Genomic DNA, 16,483 nt, shown 5'->3' on the forward strand with positions numbered 1-16,483 from the left:
TGAATTCCTTTTAGAAGAGTTTTGGGAAATTTTCATTATATAATATTGAGCATTAATGCTTAAGTTTCAAGTGATTTTACTGAATGGAATGGGATTATTATGAGCTAGATCCCATATTTATTATGAATGCTTAATTTAAATATAGCTGATGAGTTTGTGATTAATATAACGAAATCTTGAGCTGATTGCTAAGAGATATTAGTTGGCGGAAAGTCACAGGAGTCGAACCTGCCCGGCGCCGCTGGCGGCACCAACTGGAGTTGAAGTCCAGTCGCCTCACCGGAGACGACGACCTTCCGCGCCTGCATTGCTACATGGAGGCGGGCGCAGTATACCGGGTTTCATGCTGCCGCCCAATGGGTCAGTAAGAATATATCCTGCGTCCAAAGTGAAATTATTCACCAAATCAATATAACGGCTCATAAGCTGCTCGTCCCGGCAGGGTTTGCCGGGCTTCATTTTGTACAGCTTACCCCAGAAACCCGCCTGGCAAACATGGGCGCGGCAGCGGTGATTCAGCCAAAAAAGAACCACGCCGTTTTTATCAGCCCGTTTTCTACTTCGAAAACTGCCATGCTTTCAATCGGTTCATCGCTCAGGCCGTGGATCTTCTCATGATCGAACACTTTGTTGCCCATTGCGGTGCGGGAAATGATTTCTGCTCGCAGGGCCGGGTTATTGAAGCGGTGCTCTTTATAGAAGGCATAGAGAGCGTCTCGACCTTGCAGAGAAGGCGTCACGGCTGGCGGGCGGTAAGCGGTGAAGTCTTCGCTAAAGCAGGCGGCAAAGGCCTCGAGGTCGTGGGCGTTGTACGCCTCGAACTGACGGATGACGGGGTCTGTGACTGGCATAAAAGTATCCTGATGGAGAATTAGGCTGGCTGCCAAAGTGTTGTTGTGTGCCGGGACAGCGTCTCTTACCGGAGGGAAAATGTCCAACGAAAGGAATGGTGCCGTGGCTAAACCCAGTCTCCCTTAGCAATACTCGTTAACAACAGGTTGCATTTCCACCAGCTACAATCCAGCGTCTAAAAACAACAAAGGGTTAGCAAACATGAAAAAACTGTTCGGGATGATGTTGGTTGGCGCGGTGGCGTTCTCGGTTGTGGCCTGCTCCAGCAGCTACGTAATGGCGACTAAAAACGGGGAAATGATCGTCACCAAAGGTAAACCAGAGGTGGATAAGCAAACCGGACTGACGCGCTACTATGACGCGCAGGGCGTGGAGCATCAGATCCAAAACGATCAAATTACCCAGCTGATTAAGCGCGGCTGATCGTTAGAAAAGAAAACTACCGGCCAGCGCAAGCTGGCCGGTAGGGTAGTTTTATTCCCCTTCGCCAGGGAATAAGAACGGATTGATGCTGCTGCGGGCGAAGCCTTCCTGCTCCATGCGGGCGTCAAGCACCAGCGAGGCCAGGTCGTCGGCGACGGCTTCCACTTTCGGGTCCTTTTCCTGATAGAGAATTTTCAGGTAGGTACCGCAGTCGCCGCAGCTTTCGGCTTTGATGGCCGCCTGTTCGCTGTCCAGCGACCAGTAGTTTAAGTCGCGGGTCTGCTCGCAGTTGCTGCACTTCACGCGCACTACATGCCATTCAGTTTCGCACAGGTTGCAGTGCAGATAACGCAGGCCGTTCGTGGTGCCGATATGCACCATGCTGGAGACCGGAATCGAGCCGCAAACCGGGCAAAACTGCCGCTGTTCGCCGTATTCAGCTTTGGCTTTACCGGGGATAAGCGTCGCCATTTGCGCCCAGTAGAGCGACAGCGCGGCCCAGATAAACGGCGCCTTGTCGCTGCTGACGAGCGAAAAGTCGGCGTTGAACAGCGCGGTGGCCATCTCTTCCAGCTCCTGCGAAGACGCCTTTTCAAGATTTTCAATCACCGCTAACGCCGGGCCGTCCATCTCTGGCTTCAGCTCGGCAATCAGCGACTGCAGCAGGCGCTGCCAGTGCGGGTCGCGCGGCAGAACGTGAATATCCAGCGGCGGCTTGCCGGTTTTGGCTGCTTCTGCAATCAGGGCGGTTAAATCCATCTCCAGCGGGTGGTCGTACAGCACCACTTCCTGCGCGTGGGCAATCAGCGCGGCAAAGCGCAGATAGTCACCCAGCGGGTTGCTGGCAGCCAGCTCGCGCAGGCGTTCAGCGCGGCGGTTGTAGAGATTTTTGAGCCTGGGGAATAATAACGGCGGAATCACTTCCGCCGTGCGTTTCTCGCTCTTCTCCAGCTGATCTTGCGGGATTATGCGAATACTCATTCAGATGACTTTTCCTGTTTCCGACGGACTTCGCGGTACCATTTCGGGTGATGTTTCTTCGCCCACGTCGTGGTAACCCAGCCCTCCACCATCGCGGTGATGGTGCCTTTTACCCAAAGGGCGGCGTAAATATGCACCATGATAACCACAATTAACGCTACCGCGGCAAATGAATGCAGCATTAACGCAAATCGAATAACCGGAATTGGGAAGGCTGGCGCAAAGTAAGGACGCCAGATAATCACGCCGCTCGCCAGCAACAGCACCAGGAAAATAATCGCCGCCCAGAACACGCATTTCTGGCCGAAGTTATAGCGCCCGGTGTCTCCCACTTCCTCGTTGACGACGATCTTACGAATATTCTTCGCCCAAAAGATATCATCCCGATTGATTAGGTTGTGGTGCCAGTAACGGAAAAACATGATGATGAAGGAGGCGAACATTACCACCCCAACGAACGGGTGGAGGATGCGCGCCAGCTGCGGCGTGCCGAGAATGCCCATCAGCCAGTTGAAGGACGGGAAGAAAAAGCCCAGTCCGCTCACCGCCGCCAGCACGAAGCAGAAGGCGGTGATCCAGTGGTTGATGCGCTCCGGCGCGCTGTAGCGCTGAATGGTCGGTTGCTTTTTCATTTACGCACCTCGTCGTCGTCATGGTGCAGATTATCGTCCTCTTCATCGGCACGGTTCGGGCCGACCCCAACGTAGTGGAAGACGCTGGCGGCGAAGGTCGCCGCAAAGCCGATGGCGGCCAGCGGTTTCCAGACGCCTTTCCAGAACTTCACGGTTGGGCTGATGGACGGGTTCTCCGGCAGGCCGTGATACAGCGTCGGCTTGTCCGCATGGTGCAGCACGTACATTACGTGCGTCCCGCCAACGCCTGCCGGATCGTACAAACCTGCGTTGTCATAACCACGGGTTTTCAGTTCCGCCACGCGCTCGCCGGCGAGGGTCTTCATATCCTCTTTCGAGCCGAAATGAATCGCCCCGGTCGGGCAGGTTTTCACGCATGCTGGCTCCTGACCTACGGTGACGCGGTCTACGCACAGGGTGCATTTGTAGACGCGGTTGTCTTCCGGGTTCAGGCGCGGTACGTCGAACGGGCAGCCCGCAATACAATAGCCGCAGCCGATGCACTGCTCGGACTGGAAGTCGACAATGCCGTTGGCATACTGAATAATCGCCCCTTCCGACGGGCACGCCTTCAGGCAGCCCGGATCCGCGCAGTGCATACAGCCGTCTTTGCGAATCAGCCATTCCAGTTTGTCGTTCTGCTCCACTTCCGAGAAGCGCATCACCGTCCAGGATTTGGCGGTCAGGTCCGCCGGGTTGTCGTACACCCCGACGTTGTGCCCCACTTCATCACGGATGTCGTTCCACTCCGAGCACGCCACCTGGCAGGCCTTACAGCCGATGCAGGTGGTGACGTCGATAAGCTTGGCGACCTCTTGCTGGTGATCCCGCGCCTGAGGCGCGGGCGTGAAGCCGTTAGTCGCGGAACGGCGGATCACATCCTGAGATTGATAAGTCATAATTCGTCTCCGTTTACCCCTCATCTTTCTACTTGCAGGTTCGTTGGTTGCCTTATTCATCCCGGTCACGTAGTGCCGCTACGCTCCCGGTATTCATGGCGTTACCGTCTGCCTGCAATCAGAAATCTATTGGGTATCCACCTTTTCCACGTTGACCAGGAACGCCTTAAATTCCGGCGTTTGCGTGTTGGCATCCCCGACAAACGGCGTCAGGGTGTTGGCGATAAAGCCTTTCTTCGCCACGCCCTCGTAACCCCAGTGAATCGGGATCCCGATGGTGTCCACTTTCTGGCCGTGAACGTCCAGCGTGCGGATACGCTTGGTCACCACCGCTTTGGCCTTGATATAGCCGCGGTTGGAGGAGACCTTCACCGTATCGCCGTGGGCGATGCCGAGTTTGTTGGCCAGCTTCTCGCCAATCTCGACAAACTGCTCCGGCTGCGCGATGGCGTTCAGCAGCGCGTGCTTGGTCCAGTAGTGGAAGTGCTCCGTCAGGCGATAGGTAGTGCCGACATACGGGAATTTGTCGTGCTTGCCCATCGCGTCCAGGTCATCTTTAAACACGCGTGCTGCCGGGTTGGAGACCACGTTCGGGTGCAGCGGGTTGGTGCCCAGCGGCGTTTCAAACGGCTCGTAGTGTTCCGGGAACGGCCCTTCTGCCATCTTGTCGAGGGCAAACAGGCGACCCAGTCCTTCCGGCTGCATGATAAACGGCCCGACGCCGCTGTCCGGCGCAGCGGTGCTGTAGTCCGGCACGTCGATGCCGCCCCATTTCGCGCCATCCCAGGAGATCAGGCGGCGTTTTTCATCCCACGGTTTCCCCGACGGGTCGGCGGAGGCACGGTTATACAGAATGCGGCGGTTGAGCGGCCACGCCCATGCCCAGCCGAGCGTGTTGCCCAGGCCTGACGGGTCGGCGTTGTCGCGGCGTGCCATCTGGTTGCCGTCCGGTGTCCAGCTCCCGGCGAAGATCCAGCAGCCACTGGACGTTGTCCCGTCGTCGCGCAGTTGCGCAAAGGAGCTGAGCTGCTGCCCTTTTTTCACCAGCACCGCGCCGGTGGCCGGGTCAATCAGGTCTGCCAGCGCTTTGCCGTTGCTTTCCATGGCCACTTCTTCCGGCGCGGGGTTATCCGGCGTCAGGTACTGCCAGGTCATGTTCAGCACCTGCTCAGGCACTTTACCGCCGTCGCGCTCGTACATGCGGCGCAGGCGGGTGAAGATGCCGGAGAGGATTTCGCCGTCGTTCAGCGCTTCCCCCGGCGCATCCGCCCCTTTCCAGTGCCACTGCAGCCAGCGCCCGGAGTTAACGATGGATCCGTTCTCTTCCGCGAAGCAGGTGGACGGCAGACGGAACACCTCGGTCTGGATTTGCGACGGATCGACGTCGTTCATCTCGCCGTGGTTCTGCCAGAAGGTGGACGTTTCGGTGTTCAGTGGGTCAATGGTGACCAGGAACTTCAGCTTCGAAAGCGAGGCCACGACCTTGTTCTTGTTAGGGAACGAGGCCACCGGGTTAAAGCCCTGGCACAGATAGCCGTTGACCTTGCCCTGGCTCATCATCTCGAAGTACTGCAGCACGTCGTAGCCTTTGTCCCACTTCGGCAGCCAGTCGTAGCCCCAGCCGTTTTCTTTCGTCGCTTTGTCGCCAAAGAAGGCTTTCATCATCGAGACGAAGAATTTCGGGTAGTTGCCCCAGTAGTTCACCTGGCCTTTCAGCAGCGGTTTCGGCGTGTTGGCCGCCAGATAGCTGTCGATATCCACCTGTTTTTCGCTCGGCAGGTTCATGTAACCCGGCAGGCTGGTGGAAAGCAGGCCGAGGTCGGTCAGACCCTGAATGTTGGAGTGGCCACGCAGGGCGTTAACGCCGCCGCCCGCCATCCCCATGTTGCCGAGCAGCAGCTGGATCATCGCCATGGTACGGATGTTCTGCGCGCCGATGGAGTGCTGTGTCCAGCCCAGGGCGTACAGGAACGATGCGGTTTTGTCCGCCACGCTGGTTTCGGCGATGTACTCGCAGACCTTCAGGAAGTCTTCCTTCGGCGTCCCGCAGATGCTGGTGACCACATCCGGCGTGTAGCGGGAAATATGCTCTTTCAGCAGGTTCCACACGCAGCGCGGGTGCTGAAGCGTCAGGTCGCGTTTGGCGAAGCCTTCTTCATCCAGCTCGTAGTTCCAGGTGGTTTTGTCGTACTTGCGGTTTGCCGCGTCGTAGCCGGTGAACAGGCCGTCGTCGAAGCCGAAGTCCTCACGCACAATCAGGTTGGCGTTGGTGTAAGACTCGACGTACTCGCGGTTGAATTTGTTGTTGTTTATCAGGTACAGCAGGACGCCCGACAGGAATGCAATGTCGGTCCCGGAACGGATAGGCGTGTAGAAATCCGCCACCGAAGCGGTTCGCGTAAAGCGGGGATCGATCACAATCAGCTTCGCACCGTTGTGAATTTTGGCTTCCATCGCCCAGCGGAATCCCACCGGATGCGCTTCTGCCGCGTTCCCACCCATTACCACGACGAGGTTGGCGTTTTTGATATCAACCCAGTGGTTGGTCATCGCACCGCGACCAAATGTTGGAGCAAGACTTGCTACCGTTGGTCCGTGTCAGACACGCGCCTGGTTATCCACGGCAAGCATGCCGAGGGCGCGGGTAAATTTCTGGGTTAAATAGCCGGTTTCGTTGCTGGACGCGGAGGCGCACAGCATCCCCGTGGAGAGCCAGCGGTTGACCGTGGTACCCTGTTCGTTCTTTTCGATGAAGTTGGCGTCGCGGTCTTCTTTCATCAGCTTCGCGATGCGGTTAAAGGCATCGTCCCAGCTGATGGGCTGCCACTTATCGGAGCCTGGCGCGCGGTAAGAAGGCGTTTTCAGGCGGCTTTCGGAGTGGATGAAGTCCACCAGACCGGCCCCTTTCGGGCACAGCGCGCCGCGGTTTACCGGGTGGTCCGGGTCACCTTCGATATGGAAAATTGAGGCTTTTGCGTTTTTTGCGCCGTCGCCGAGGCTATACATCAATAGCCCACAGCCCACGGAGCAGTATGTGCAGGTGTTACGGGTTTCACGGGTGCGCAGCAGCTTGTACTGCCGGGTTTCCGCTAGCGCAGCGCCGGGGGCAAAACCCAGTGCTGCTGCCGTGGTGCCTGCCATACCGCCAGCGCAGATCTTAAAGAACTGCCTTCTGCTGACCTGCATGGATCGCTCCTTACATTTCGACATTTCACATTGCTTAGGATTTATTTTGCGGGGTAACCCGCAAAGGTTCACAATGAGAACCAGTATAGATTTTGATGGCTTTCTTCCCTTCATCCGGAAGGGGTATTAAGTAGAATACCACAATGGTCCTGAGGGTGTTCTCGAATGGTTAAAACTAAGTGAACAAATTTCGCTACTCTGAAAAAGAAACCGTGGCGCAGATCGCAGGTGCCAGCACCGTTGAGCTTTGGCACCGGGGCAATCTCTCCGTGGCAGAAACCGACTGGCTGGCGGAGGAAGTGCCCGTGGCGCTGGTTTACAACGGCATTTCACACGTTGTGATGATGGCTTCCCCCAAAGACCTCGAAGCGTTTGCCCTCGGGTTTTCGCTCTCCGAAGGCATCATTGAAAGCCCCGCGGAGATTTATGGGATGGATGTCTCTCCGTCCTGTAACGGTATTGAAGTGCAAATTGAGCTGTCCAGCCGCCGCTTTATGGGGCTGAAAGAGCGCCGGCGAGCGCTGGCCGGGCGAACCGGCTGCGGCGTTTGCGGCGTCGAGCAGTTAAACGATATTGGCCGCCCGGTACCGCCGCTGCCGTTTACCCAGACATTTGCTCTGGAAAACCTGGATGCAGCGCTGAAGAAAATGCGTGACTACCAGCCCGTCGGCGAGCTGACCGGCTGTACCCATGCGGCACTTTGGCTAGATCCAGAGGGCCACATCCTCGACGGAAGGGAAGATATTGGCCGCCACGTAGCGCTGGATAAAATGCTCGGCGTTCGCAGCCGTAATCCGTGGCAAAACGGTGCCGCGCTGGTGTCGAGCCGGGCTAGCTACGAAATGGTGCAGAAGGCCGCGATGTGCGGCATTGAAATCCTGTTCGCGGTGTCTGCGGCCACCTCATTAGCCGTTGAAGTTGCGCAGCGGACAAATCTCACGCTGGTGGGCTTTAACCGGCCCGGGCGGGCAACGGTTTATACGCATCCTCAGCGGCTGCGTTAGATTTTAGCGGACGGATTTCATCCGTTCGCTGGCAAGATTATAAACCTGGCTTCTTTCGCGTTTCCCAACGGCAACGACGGCGATCACCAACACTTCATCAATAACCTGATAGACCAGCCGGAACCCGCTGGATTTCAGTTTGATTTTGTAGCAATCCTTCATGCCACGAAGTTTTGCGGCCGGGATGTGTGGGTCCTCGCAGCATTTCTTTAGCTTTTTGGCGAACTGCTGTTGGATGGCTTTATCAAGTTTGTGCCATTCTTTCAACGCGTCTTCCCTGAACTTCACCGTATAGCTCATAAATAACTGTCCAAATCCACGTCAATCAGTGGCTGGTTGTTACGTTCATTGACCAGCTTCACCAACTCATGGTCATCCAGCGCATCAAGCATTTTTTCATAAAGCTCGGCTGGTACGCAGTAAAACGCCGGCTGGTTGCGATTTAGTATTGCAACCGGGAAGCCGTCTCCAGCGCTAACCGTCGCCATCGGATTTTTTTTCAGTTCGCTAACGCTGGCGCTGGTGTCGCTCAGGATGATGCTAGGCATAAGTCACCTCTTAAGACTGTTTAACGGGTCTTTATTATAGATCTAAGAGACCTGTTAACAAGTCTTTTGGGCGTTTTTTGTTCTTTTTTAGATAGCGGCTATAGTTACTGCGAGTGATAAGGGATAAAAATTAACGATGTTTTTCTTCCCTAACTAAAACTTAGTAGTATCTTTATAAACCCTATTTGGTTTTAAATAAATTATGTCTCTACATCTCAGCAAATATCAATTATCTGGGAGCTCCATGCCATGGAATTTATAGAAAAATTAAATACACTTTCAGCAAAAATAAAACAGCAAGCTGGCGCTATACAGACGGAGGAGGCAACAAAAACGGCCTTTGTTATGCCATTTATCCACAGCGTGCTTGGTTATGATGTTTTTGATCCGACTGAAGTTGTGCCTGAATTTATATGTGATGTTGGAACGAAAAAGGGCGAGAAAATCGATTATGCCATTCTTAAAAATGGAGAAGTGCAGATATTAATTGAATGTAAGAAGATTGGTGAACCACTTAATATTAATCATGCATCGCAACTTTTCCGTTACTTCCATGTTACTAATGCACGCATCTCTATTTTAACCAATGGGCAGCTTTATAAGTTTTACACCGATCTCGACTCACCTAACAAGATGGATGAAAAACCCTTCCTTGAGTTTGATTTGCTGGATATCGACGAGTACGTTCTGCCTGAGCTGCTAAAGCTAACAAAGTCTGCATTTGACGTTGAGTCGATTATCAATGCAGCGGGTGAATTGAAATATGTAAGTCATATTAAAAAATTGATAGCACTGCAGTTTTCTGAGCCAGAAGATGACTTTGTGAAATTTTTCGCTTCCAGAGTTTATGATGGCATGATCACGCAGAAAGTCAGGGAGTCATTTACCGAACTTACGCGTAAGGCCGCTAGTCAATTTTTAAATGACCAGGTCAATGAGCGACTAAAGTCAGCAATGAGTGGCATACAGCCTTCGGGTGTGAAAGATGTTCAGCTATCTGTTAATGACGTGGAGACAGAGGAAAAAACAGAAGACAGTGAAATCGTCACCACGGTTGAAGAGTTGGAGGGCTACCATATTGTCAAAGCGATTGTTCGCACCGTTGTTGAAGCTAATCGTATAAATCATCGTGATACAAAAAGCTACTTTGGTATTTTGCTGGATGATAACAACCGCAAGCCTATATGCCGTCTGCATTTTAATCGCGCGCAAAAATATATTGGTATTTTTGACGAGGCTAAAGCTGAGACACGACATCCTATATCAAGCCTTGATGATATTTATCTCCATGCAGAAATATTGAAAGCTACCGCTTGTTCCTACAATTAAAGAGCATACTCTTCGTTCCTGAAGGATAAGGCGAAAAACAGGGAGAGGAGAGTGTGTATCCCCTCTCCCCGCCAGGGAGAGGGTCATTCCTCAGAACAGGCCCAGCGGCTTATCGGAATAGCTCACCAGCAGGCACTTCGTCTGCTGGTAATGCTCCAGCATCATCTTATGGGTCTCGCGCCCAATCCCGGACTGTTTGTAGCCCCCGAATGCCGCATGCGCCGGGTAGGCGTGGTAACAGTTGGTCCACACGCGCCCGGCCTGAATGCCGCGCCCCATTTTGTACGCCAGGCTGCCGTTGCGGCTCCACACGCCCGCGCCCAGGCCGTATTCGGTGTCGTTCGCCAGCTCCAGCGCCTCTTCCACGGTTTTAAACGTAGTGACGGCGAGCACCGGGCCGAAAATTTCCTCCTGGAACACACGCATGTTGTTTTTACCGAACAGGATGGTCGGCTCAAGGTAGTAGCCCGCCTGCAGGTCGCCCGTCAGCGCTTTTCTGCGCCCGCCGGTGAGTACATCCGCGCCTTCTTTCTTGCCGATGTCGATATAGTTGAGGATGGTTTCCATCTGCCCCTGAGACACCTGCGCGCCCATCTGGGTGCGGCTGTCCAAAGGGTTGCCGCTGCGGATGGCTTCTACCCGGCGAATGGCCCGCTCGATAAAGCGCTCGTAGATAGATTCCTGCACCAGCGCGCGGCTTGGGCAGGTACAGACCTCACCCTGGTTGAAGGCGAATAGCGCAAAGCCTTCCAGTGCCTTGTCAAAGAAGGCGTCTTCCTCTTCCATCACGTCGGCAAAGAAAATGTTCGGGGATTTGCCGCCTAACTCCAGCGTGACCGGGATAATGTTCTGGGTGGCGTACTGCATGATCTGCTGGCCGACTTCGGTGGAGCCGGTAAACGCCACTTTAGCGATGCGTTTAGACGTCGCCAGGTATTCACCAATGTCACCGCCCGCGCCGTTGACCACGTTAACCACGCCCGGCGGCAGCAGGTCGCCAACCAGCTCCATCAGCAGCAGCACGGAGAGCGGGGTCAGCCGCGCGGGTTTAAGTACGATGCAGTTGCCCGCCGCCAGCGCTGGCGCCATTTTCCAGCTCGCCATCAGCAGCGGGAAGTTCCACGGGATAATCTGCGCCACCACGCCCAGCGGTTCGTGGAAGTGATAGGCGACGGTATCTTTATCCACCTCGCTGATGCCGCCTTCCTGGGCACGAATGCAGGAGGCAAAGTAGCGGAAGTGGTCGATAGCCAGCGGCACGTCGGCGGCGCTGGTTTCGCGAATCGGTTTGCCGTTGTCCCAGGTTTCTGCCGTCGCCAGCAGCTCAATGTTTTGCTCCATGCGATCGGCAATTTTCAGCAGAAGGGTGGCGCGCTCCTGCACGGACATTTGCCCCCAGCCTTTTTTGGCTGCGTGGGCGGCATCCAGCGCCAGGTCGATGTCGGCCTTGCCGGAGCTGGCGATTTCGCACAGCGGTTGGCCGGTCACCGGGGTGAGGTTTTCATAATATTGACCGCCAACCGGGGCAACCCACTGGCCGCCGATATAGTTGTCATAACGAGGTTTAAGCTTGAGCGGGAAACCATACTCGCCGGGGATAATACGGGTATCGGGAGGATTGTTTGTCATGGCCGTCTCCTTGTGATGGTTCACTCACAAGGGTAGTTCGGGCTGCCTGTTTCTTCGCCATTTCACGCCGGCTTTACGACATGCTTCACGGATTCCTTATGGAGAAGAGGCAAAACCTCTTCTCGCTCAAAGGGGAATTACGCAGCTAAAAACAGGGCCCTGTCGCGCAGCAGATGGTCGTTGCCGCGCCGACGGGTGAAGCCAATTTTGTCGAAATACTCCAGAATCTGAATCGCCAGTTTGCGGCCCACGCCTAATCTGTCGCGGAAGTCGGCGGCGTTGGTCGCGCCGTGGGTTTGATCCAGCTCGCGGATCAGATTGGCAAACGCCTGCAGGCGATCGTTGCGGTAATAACGATCTTTCAGGATCGCGGTGACCAGCCCCTGCTGGGCGGCGGATCTTAGCAGCTGACGCATGGCCTGCTCTTCCTCACCGGTTTCTTTGGCCAGGTCGCGCACCCACCACGGCTCGTCGCCAAACAGGGTGTCGACTTTATCCCACACGGCCTGCTGTGCTGTGGAAAATCCAGGCTCATGCCCCGGCAGATGCAGCCAGCCCTGGCGGCTCATCAGCAGGCCTTCGCCGCGCATTTTTTCGATGAGCGACAGCACCAGGCCTTCGTCCTCTGCGGGCAACGCCATACGGCGCAGGCGTTCTCGCCCCGGCCCCGGCTGATCGTCATGCTGCTGGTGATAGCGTGCCAGCGCGTCGAGCAGTTTCTGCTGCCAGAGAGCGGCCACGTCTGGGCTTAACAGCGCGTTGCCCGCCTGCAAATAGCCCGGCTTCGCAAGTAAGGCCTGAAGCCCTTGCGTTGTTAACTGACGCGCCCAGCTAAATTCGTTGAGCAAAACGGCGCCTCGCGCCAGGTGAGATTCCAGCGCCTGCTGGTCATCGGTGGCTTCTGCCAGCTCACCCAGCCAGCTCAGGAAGGCAGGCTGGCGTTTACCGCGGCGTGGCGCATGAAGCAGCACGGCACGGGCACCGGCGAGCGTGGTACGGGCGCTAATATCGCGCAGCACCAGGCGGTCGTTGTCCGCCAGCCACAGCGGCACATCCAGCACCAGCTCGGCCAGATTGCCTGCAAGCAGGGAAATTCTCCCGGTTACGTGGCGGGCTGCATGATGAATGTGCAGCGGCTGCCACTGCTGGAGCGGCTGCAGCGTTTGCAGCTCGACGATGACGCGTTCAACCGGCTGCAGCGGTTTGTCGCTCAGCAGCCAGTCGCCCCGGCTGATGTCGGTTTTTTCCGCGTCACCGCTGATGTTCAGCGCAATGCGCTGCCCGGCCATCGCGTGGGTTACCGGCTGGTTTTGAGCGTGGAGGCCGCGCACGCGCATCGGTTTTTCTGCGCCCGTCAGCCAGAGTGAATCGCCGATATTGACTTCGCCGCTCAGCGCCGTGCCGGTCACCACCAGTCCTGCGCCTTTGACCGTAAAGGCGCGGTCGATGGCGAGGCGGAAGCGGTGCGCAGTGGCATGAGGGCGTTCGCTCAGCGCTTTGAGGTGCTGCTGTAGCGCCTCGATACCTTCTCCGCTGGTGGCGGCGGTCACAAAGATTGCGGCCTGGGTATCACCCAGGAGTGCAGTAACTTCATCGCGGACTTCCGCAATGCGGCTGTCGCTCACGCGGTCGGCTTTGGTCAGCGCGACGGTAATCTTCGGGCTGCCCGTCAGCTGTAAAATCGCCAGGTGCTCGCGGGTTTGCGCCATCACGCCGTCGTCACAGGCGATGACCAGCAGGGCATGATCGATGCCGCCGACGCCCGCCAGCATGTTGGCCAGAAATTTTTCGTGCCCGGGCACGTCGATAAAGCCGATAACCCGCCCATCAGGCTGCGGCCAATAGGCGTAGCCCAGGTCGATGGTCATGCCGCGTTTTTTCTCTTCCGGCAGACGGTCCGCATTCACGCCGGTAAGAGCCTGAAGCAGAGTAGTTTTGCCGTGGTCGACGTGCCCGGCGGTGGCGATAATCACTGAGCGATCCCCTCCAGCAGCAGAGCTTCGTTTTCGAGGCAGCGTAAATCCAGCCACAGGCGGCCCTCGGCCACGCGGCCAATCACCGGCCTTTCCAGCTCGCGCAGGGTTTGCGTCAGCGCGGCGAGCGTTGTGCCACGTCCGTCTTTTGGCGTGAAGGTCAGAGCGGCACCTGGCAGGCGGTCAACGGGCAAAGAGCCGCTGCCGATTTGCGACAGGCATGCTTCAACGCGCACGTCGAATAGCTCGCCAAAGCGCTGCTCAAACGCGGGCAGCAGGCGGGTTGCCTGCCGGTGGATATCTTCGGCGCTGCGGGTCAGCAGGCGCAGGGTTGGCAGGCGTTCAACCAGCGTTTCCGGGTGCTGGTACAGCCGCAATGTGGCTTCCAGCGCCGCCAGCGTCATTTTATCGGCGCGCAGCGCGCGCTTCAGCGGGTGGCTCTGAATACGCTCGATCAGCGCCTTTTTGCCGACGATGATCCCGGCCTGCGGGCCACCGAGCAGTTTGTCGCCGGAGAAGCTCACCAGGCTCACGCCATCGGCAATCAGCTGCTGCGGCATTGGCTCAGGCGGCAGGCCCCACTGGCTTAAATCCACCAGCGAGCCGCTGCCCAGATCGGTGACGACCGGCAGGTCGAGTTCGTTGCCCAGCGTAACCAGCTCGGCCTCGCTGACGGCTTTGGTGAAGCCTTCAATGTGGTAGTTACTGGTGTGAACCTTCATCAGCAGCGAGGTGTTTTCCCCCGCTGCCGCGCGGTAATCTTTCAGGTGCGTGCGGTTGGTGGTGCCAACTTCAACCAGTGTGCAGCCGGCCTGGCGCATGACGTCGGGGATGCGAAACGCGCCGCCAATCTCCACCAGTTCACCGCGCGAAACCACCACTTCACCGCCGTTTGCACAGGCCGCCAGCATTAACAGGACCGCCGCCGCATTGTTATTGACGATGCAGGCGTCTTCCGCCCCGGTCAGCTCACAAAGCAGGTCGGCGATGGCGCGATCCCGGTGGCCGCGCCCGGCATCGTCCAGCGAATATTCCAGCGTGACGGCGGAGCGCATGGCCTCCGTCACAGCCGCAATAGCCTCTTCTGCCTGTAATGCCCGGCCAAGATTGGTGTGTAGCACGGTGCCGGTCAGGTTGAACACGGGCTGAAGAGCGCTGCGCTGGCTGGCTTCGAGCACGCTCCGCGTTTTCTTCGCCCAGTCCTCGCTCCAGTCCGGCAGCTTGCTTGCTGAGCGGATGTGCTCGCGCGCTTCGTTTTGCAGCATTCTCAGCGTGGCAACCACGCGGGTGTGGCCGAACTCGGCAAGCAGGGCGGTAAAGGCGGCGTCGCGCAGCAGGCGATCGGTCGCCGGAAGATGGCTAAAAAGTGTTTGAGCTGTCGTCATGGCAGGGACTGAATGTAAGAAGTTTGTGGACGATATTACAGGGGACAGCGTCCCCTGTCCTGGCCGCAGATCATGCCGCGGGCGGTTCGGTACGGGCAAAACTCTCGCGCTGGAACAGCTGTTCCACCAGCTTGACCAGGTGAGGGCGGTTCACGCACCAGCCCGGCGAAACGCGGCGGAAATTAAGATAGCCCACGGCGCAGGCTGCAGAAATACTGGCCAGATTGAGCGGTTCTGCGGTCAGCGTGCCGTCGGCGGCGTATTCTTCCAGCAGGTCGAGGGCGCGGCCTATCTTCTCGCGCTGGCGTACCAGGACCTCTTCAGACTGCTGTTCCGCCGGGCGCAGTTTCTCACGCACCGATGTTAACGCCGCGTCCAGAATGCCGTCGGAAAGCGCCTCAAGCTGCCGCACTTTCAGCGCGGCTTTCGGATCGTGCGGGATTAGCTCTGGCGCAATGTTCAGCAGCTCAAGATATTGGGCAATGACCGGTGAATCAAACCAGCGCTCGCCTTCATCGGTGATGAGCGTAGGGACTTTGCCTAGCGGGTTGTACTGCGGGGCCGGACTATCGCCAACCCACGGGTTGACGTTAATAAATTCAAAACTGAGGCCTTTTTCAAGCAGAATAACCGAGATCTTTCGTACATAGGGGCTGGTGTAATTACCGATCAGTTTCATGACATTATCCGTTTTTGCCAACTTGAGGTAAGTATGAAACAGATACCCAACATTGGTGAAAAAGTCTACGCCTGCGGCGCTTTTATATAATCGACAAAGGTGCGCAGTGCGCTGGGCATGTACTGTCGATTGGGGTAATAGAACTGGAACGGCGGCAGCTCTGGCAGCCAGTCTTCGAGCATAGAAATCAGCCTGCCGCTTGCCAGATGTTCTTCTACCTGCTGCTTATAGAGATAGCCGATGCCTGCGCCGCACAGCACCGCCGACAGTTCGGAGTCGAGATCGTCCACAACGATGTTGCCGCACGGCGTCACCTCCAGCTTGCCTTCCGGCCCGTAAAACTCCCAGCAATAGGGGCGCCCGCTGTGAAAACGAAAGATGACGCTGCAGTGATTAACCAGCTCGCGAGGGTGCATTGGCGCAGGGTTTTGCGCCAGGTATTCCGGCGTGGCGACGACGCAAATCCTCGCTTTTGGGCCGATGGGAACGGCAATCATATCTTTTTCCACCGTGGTGCTGAGGCGTATGCCTGCGTCGTACTCCTGCTTCACGATATCCACCAGCCTGTCGTCGGTGGTCACTTCGACTTTGATGTCCGGATAACGAGCGGTAAATCCGGCGACCAGCGGCATGAGTACAAGGCGTGAAGCCAGCCGCGAACTGTTGATTTTGAGGGTGCCCATCGGGGTATCACGAAACGAATTCACCTCATCAAGAATGGTATGAATTTCGTCGCAGGCCGGGCGCAGGCGCTCGTAGAGGTTGCTGCCCGCCTCGGTCAGCGAGACGCTGCGGGTGGTGCGGTTGAACAGCCGGATTTTCAGCCGCTGCTCGAGCTGCTTGATGCCGTGGCTAATCGCCGAAGGAGACAGCCCCAGCTCGTCCCCGGCGGCGCGAAAGCTTTTGTGCCGCGCCACGGCAATAAAGGTTGCGAAGTCGGTAAAATTCAGCGGCATTAGTGAA

15 protein-coding genes and 1 tRNA gene are annotated in these 16,483 nt (G+C 56.7%); 3 read left to right on the plus strand and 13 right to left on the minus strand.

From position 1 onward, the window contains the following. Positions 1–203 precede the first annotated feature (203 nt). Together F3J29_RS17000 and F3J29_RS17005 are read right to left on the minus strand one after the other, a co-directional pair. Positions 204–298: transfer RNA gene (locus F3J29_RS17000), tRNA-Sec, on the minus strand. Between the two features lie 217 nt (positions 299–515). Further along, a complete protein-coding gene (locus tag F3J29_RS17005; RefSeq protein WP_166867836.1) occupies positions 516–851 on the minus strand; it encodes a nuclear transport factor 2 family protein in 336 nt (111 codons plus the stop codon). A gap of 202 nt (positions 852–1,053) precedes the next feature. On the opposite strand from F3J29_RS17005, the gene F3J29_RS17010 reads away from it, so the two are divergent. Beyond that, positions 1,054–1,275 carry a YgdI/YgdR family lipoprotein gene (locus tag F3J29_RS17010; RefSeq protein WP_008458725.1) on the plus strand — a complete coding sequence of 74 codons (222 nt, stop codon included), beginning with the start codon at positions 1,054–1,056 and terminating at the stop codon, positions 1,273–1,275. 51 nt (positions 1,276–1,326) lie between these two features. On the opposite strand, the gene fdhE is transcribed toward F3J29_RS17010, so the two are convergent. The 4 genes from fdhE to fdnG form a co-directional block, all read right to left on the minus strand. Further along, complete coding sequence (gene fdhE, locus F3J29_RS17015) at positions 1,327–2,256, minus strand: formate dehydrogenase accessory protein FdhE (protein WP_166867838.1); 930 nt, start codon at positions 2,254–2,256, stop codon at positions 1,327–1,329. Further along, positions 2,253–2,888: a formate dehydrogenase cytochrome b556 subunit gene (gene fdoI / locus F3J29_RS17020; protein WP_008458721.1), complete on the minus strand. Its 636-nt coding sequence runs from the start codon at positions 2,886–2,888 to the stop codon at positions 2,253–2,255. Before fdoI ends, fdhE begins: the two co-directional genes overlap by 4 nt. Next, positions 2,885–3,787, minus strand: coding sequence for a formate dehydrogenase subunit beta (gene fdxH, locus F3J29_RS17025; protein ID WP_166867840.1), 903 nt, complete (start codon positions 3,785–3,787; stop codon positions 2,885–2,887). Before fdxH ends, fdoI begins: the two co-directional genes overlap by 4 nt. A gap of 126 nt (positions 3,788–3,913) precedes the next feature. Further along, positions 3,914–6,973, minus strand: a complete 3,060-nt coding sequence (gene fdnG / locus F3J29_RS17030) for a formate dehydrogenase-N subunit alpha (RefSeq protein ID WP_166867842.1) — start codon at positions 6,971–6,973, stop codon at positions 3,914–3,916. Between the two features lie 179 nt (positions 6,974–7,152). On the opposite strand from fdnG, the gene fdhD reads away from it, so the two are divergent. Next, on the plus strand, positions 7,153–7,977 hold the full coding sequence (gene fdhD / locus F3J29_RS17035; protein WP_166867844.1) for a formate dehydrogenase accessory sulfurtransferase FdhD: 825 nt from the start codon (positions 7,153–7,155) through the stop codon (positions 7,975–7,977). A gap of 3 nt (positions 7,978–7,980) precedes the next feature. Here the strand turns inward: fdhD and F3J29_RS17040 are convergent, their stop codons facing one another. Both F3J29_RS17040 and F3J29_RS17045 read right to left on the minus strand, forming a co-directional pair. After that, positions 7,981–8,277, minus strand: a complete 297-nt coding sequence (locus tag F3J29_RS17040; protein WP_166867846.1) for a type II toxin-antitoxin system RelE family toxin — start codon at positions 8,275–8,277, stop codon at positions 7,981–7,983. Beyond that, a complete protein-coding gene (locus F3J29_RS17045) occupies positions 8,274–8,525 on the minus strand; it encodes a type II toxin-antitoxin system Phd/YefM family antitoxin (RefSeq protein WP_166867848.1) in 252 nt (83 codons plus the stop codon). The genes F3J29_RS17040 and F3J29_RS17045 overlap by 4 nt, the downstream gene beginning before the upstream one ends. Before the next feature lie 249 nt (positions 8,526–8,774). On the opposite strand from F3J29_RS17045, the gene F3J29_RS17050 reads away from it, so the two are divergent. Continuing rightward, positions 8,775–9,854 carry a type I restriction endonuclease gene (locus tag F3J29_RS17050; RefSeq protein ID WP_166867850.1) on the plus strand — a complete coding sequence of 360 codons (1,080 nt, stop codon included), beginning with the start codon at positions 8,775–8,777 and terminating at the stop codon, positions 9,852–9,854. A 90-nt stretch (positions 9,855–9,944) separates the two neighbouring features. Here the strand turns inward: F3J29_RS17050 and exaC are convergent, their stop codons facing one another. The 5 genes from exaC to F3J29_RS17075 all read right to left on the minus strand — a co-directional run bounded on the left by exaC (position 9,945) and on the right by F3J29_RS17075 (position 16,476). After that, positions 9,945–11,483: an acetaldehyde dehydrogenase ExaC gene (gene exaC / locus F3J29_RS17055; protein ID WP_166867852.1), complete on the minus strand. Its 1,539-nt coding sequence runs from the start codon at positions 11,481–11,483 to the stop codon at positions 9,945–9,947. Between the two features lie 137 nt (positions 11,484–11,620). Beyond that, complete coding sequence (gene selB / locus F3J29_RS17060) at positions 11,621–13,456, minus strand: selenocysteine-specific translation elongation factor (protein ID WP_166867853.1); 1,836 nt, start codon at positions 13,454–13,456, stop codon at positions 11,621–11,623. After that, positions 13,453–14,841 (minus strand): L-seryl-tRNA(Sec) selenium transferase, encoded by a 1,389-nt coding sequence (selA, locus tag F3J29_RS17065; protein WP_166867855.1) that lies wholly within the window; start codon positions 14,839–14,841, stop codon positions 13,453–13,455. Before selA ends, selB begins: the two co-directional genes overlap by 4 nt. A gap of 70 nt (positions 14,842–14,911) precedes the next feature. Further along, positions 14,912–15,520 (minus strand): glutathione S-transferase, encoded by a 609-nt coding sequence (locus F3J29_RS17070; RefSeq protein ID WP_166867858.1) that lies wholly within the window; start codon positions 15,518–15,520, stop codon positions 14,912–14,914. A 65-nt stretch (positions 15,521–15,585) separates the two neighbouring features. Continuing rightward, on the minus strand, positions 15,586–16,476 hold the full coding sequence (locus F3J29_RS17075) for a LysR family transcriptional regulator (RefSeq protein ID WP_166867860.1): 891 nt from the start codon (positions 16,474–16,476) through the stop codon (positions 15,586–15,588). Positions 16,477–16,483: the final 7 nt, after the last annotated feature.

Origin of the sequence: Enterobacter sp. Cy-643, assembly GCF_011752815.1 — a bacterium.
In the GTDB taxonomy this organism is placed as follows: Bacteria; Pseudomonadota; Gammaproteobacteria; order Enterobacterales; family Enterobacteriaceae; genus Cedecea.

Excerpts from the sequence above, each read along its gene's own strand:
- F3J29_RS17045 (WP_166867848.1), bottom strand. The coding sequence starts at position 8,525 with ATGCCTAGCATCATCCTGAGCGACACCAGCGCCAGCGTTAGCGAACTG.
- F3J29_RS17070 (WP_166867858.1), bottom strand. The coding sequence starts at position 15,520 with ATGAAACTGATCGGTAATTACACCAGCCCCTATGTACGAAAGATCTCG.
- F3J29_RS17040 (WP_166867846.1), bottom strand. The coding sequence starts at position 8,277 with ATGAGCTATACGGTGAAGTTCAGGGAAGACGCGTTGAAAGAATGGCAC.
- F3J29_RS17075 (WP_166867860.1), bottom strand. The coding sequence starts at position 16,476 with ATGCCGCTGAATTTTACCGACTTCGCAACCTTTATTGCCGTGGCGCGG.
- selA (WP_166867855.1), bottom strand. The coding sequence starts at position 14,841 with ATGACGACAGCTCAAACACTTTTTAGCCATCTTCCGGCGACCGATCGC.
- fdxH (WP_166867840.1), bottom strand. The coding sequence starts at position 3,787 with ATGACTTATCAATCTCAGGATGTGATCCGCCGTTCCGCGACTAACGGC.
- F3J29_RS17050 (WP_166867850.1), top strand. The coding sequence starts at position 8,775 with ATGGAATTTATAGAAAAATTAAATACACTTTCAGCAAAAATAAAACAG.
- F3J29_RS17005 (WP_166867836.1), bottom strand. The coding sequence starts at position 851 with ATGCCAGTCACAGACCCCGTCATCCGTCAGTTCGAGGCGTACAACGCC.
- fdhE (WP_166867838.1), bottom strand. The coding sequence starts at position 2,256 with ATGAGTATTCGCATAATCCCGCAAGATCAGCTGGAGAAGAGCGAGAAA.
- fdoI (WP_008458721.1), bottom strand. The coding sequence starts at position 2,888 with ATGAAAAAGCAACCGACCATTCAGCGCTACAGCGCGCCGGAGCGCATC.
- exaC (WP_166867852.1), bottom strand. The coding sequence starts at position 11,483 with ATGACAAACAATCCTCCCGATACCCGTATTATCCCCGGCGAGTATGGT.
- F3J29_RS17010 (WP_008458725.1), top strand. The coding sequence starts at position 1,054 with ATGAAAAAACTGTTCGGGATGATGTTGGTTGGCGCGGTGGCGTTCTCG.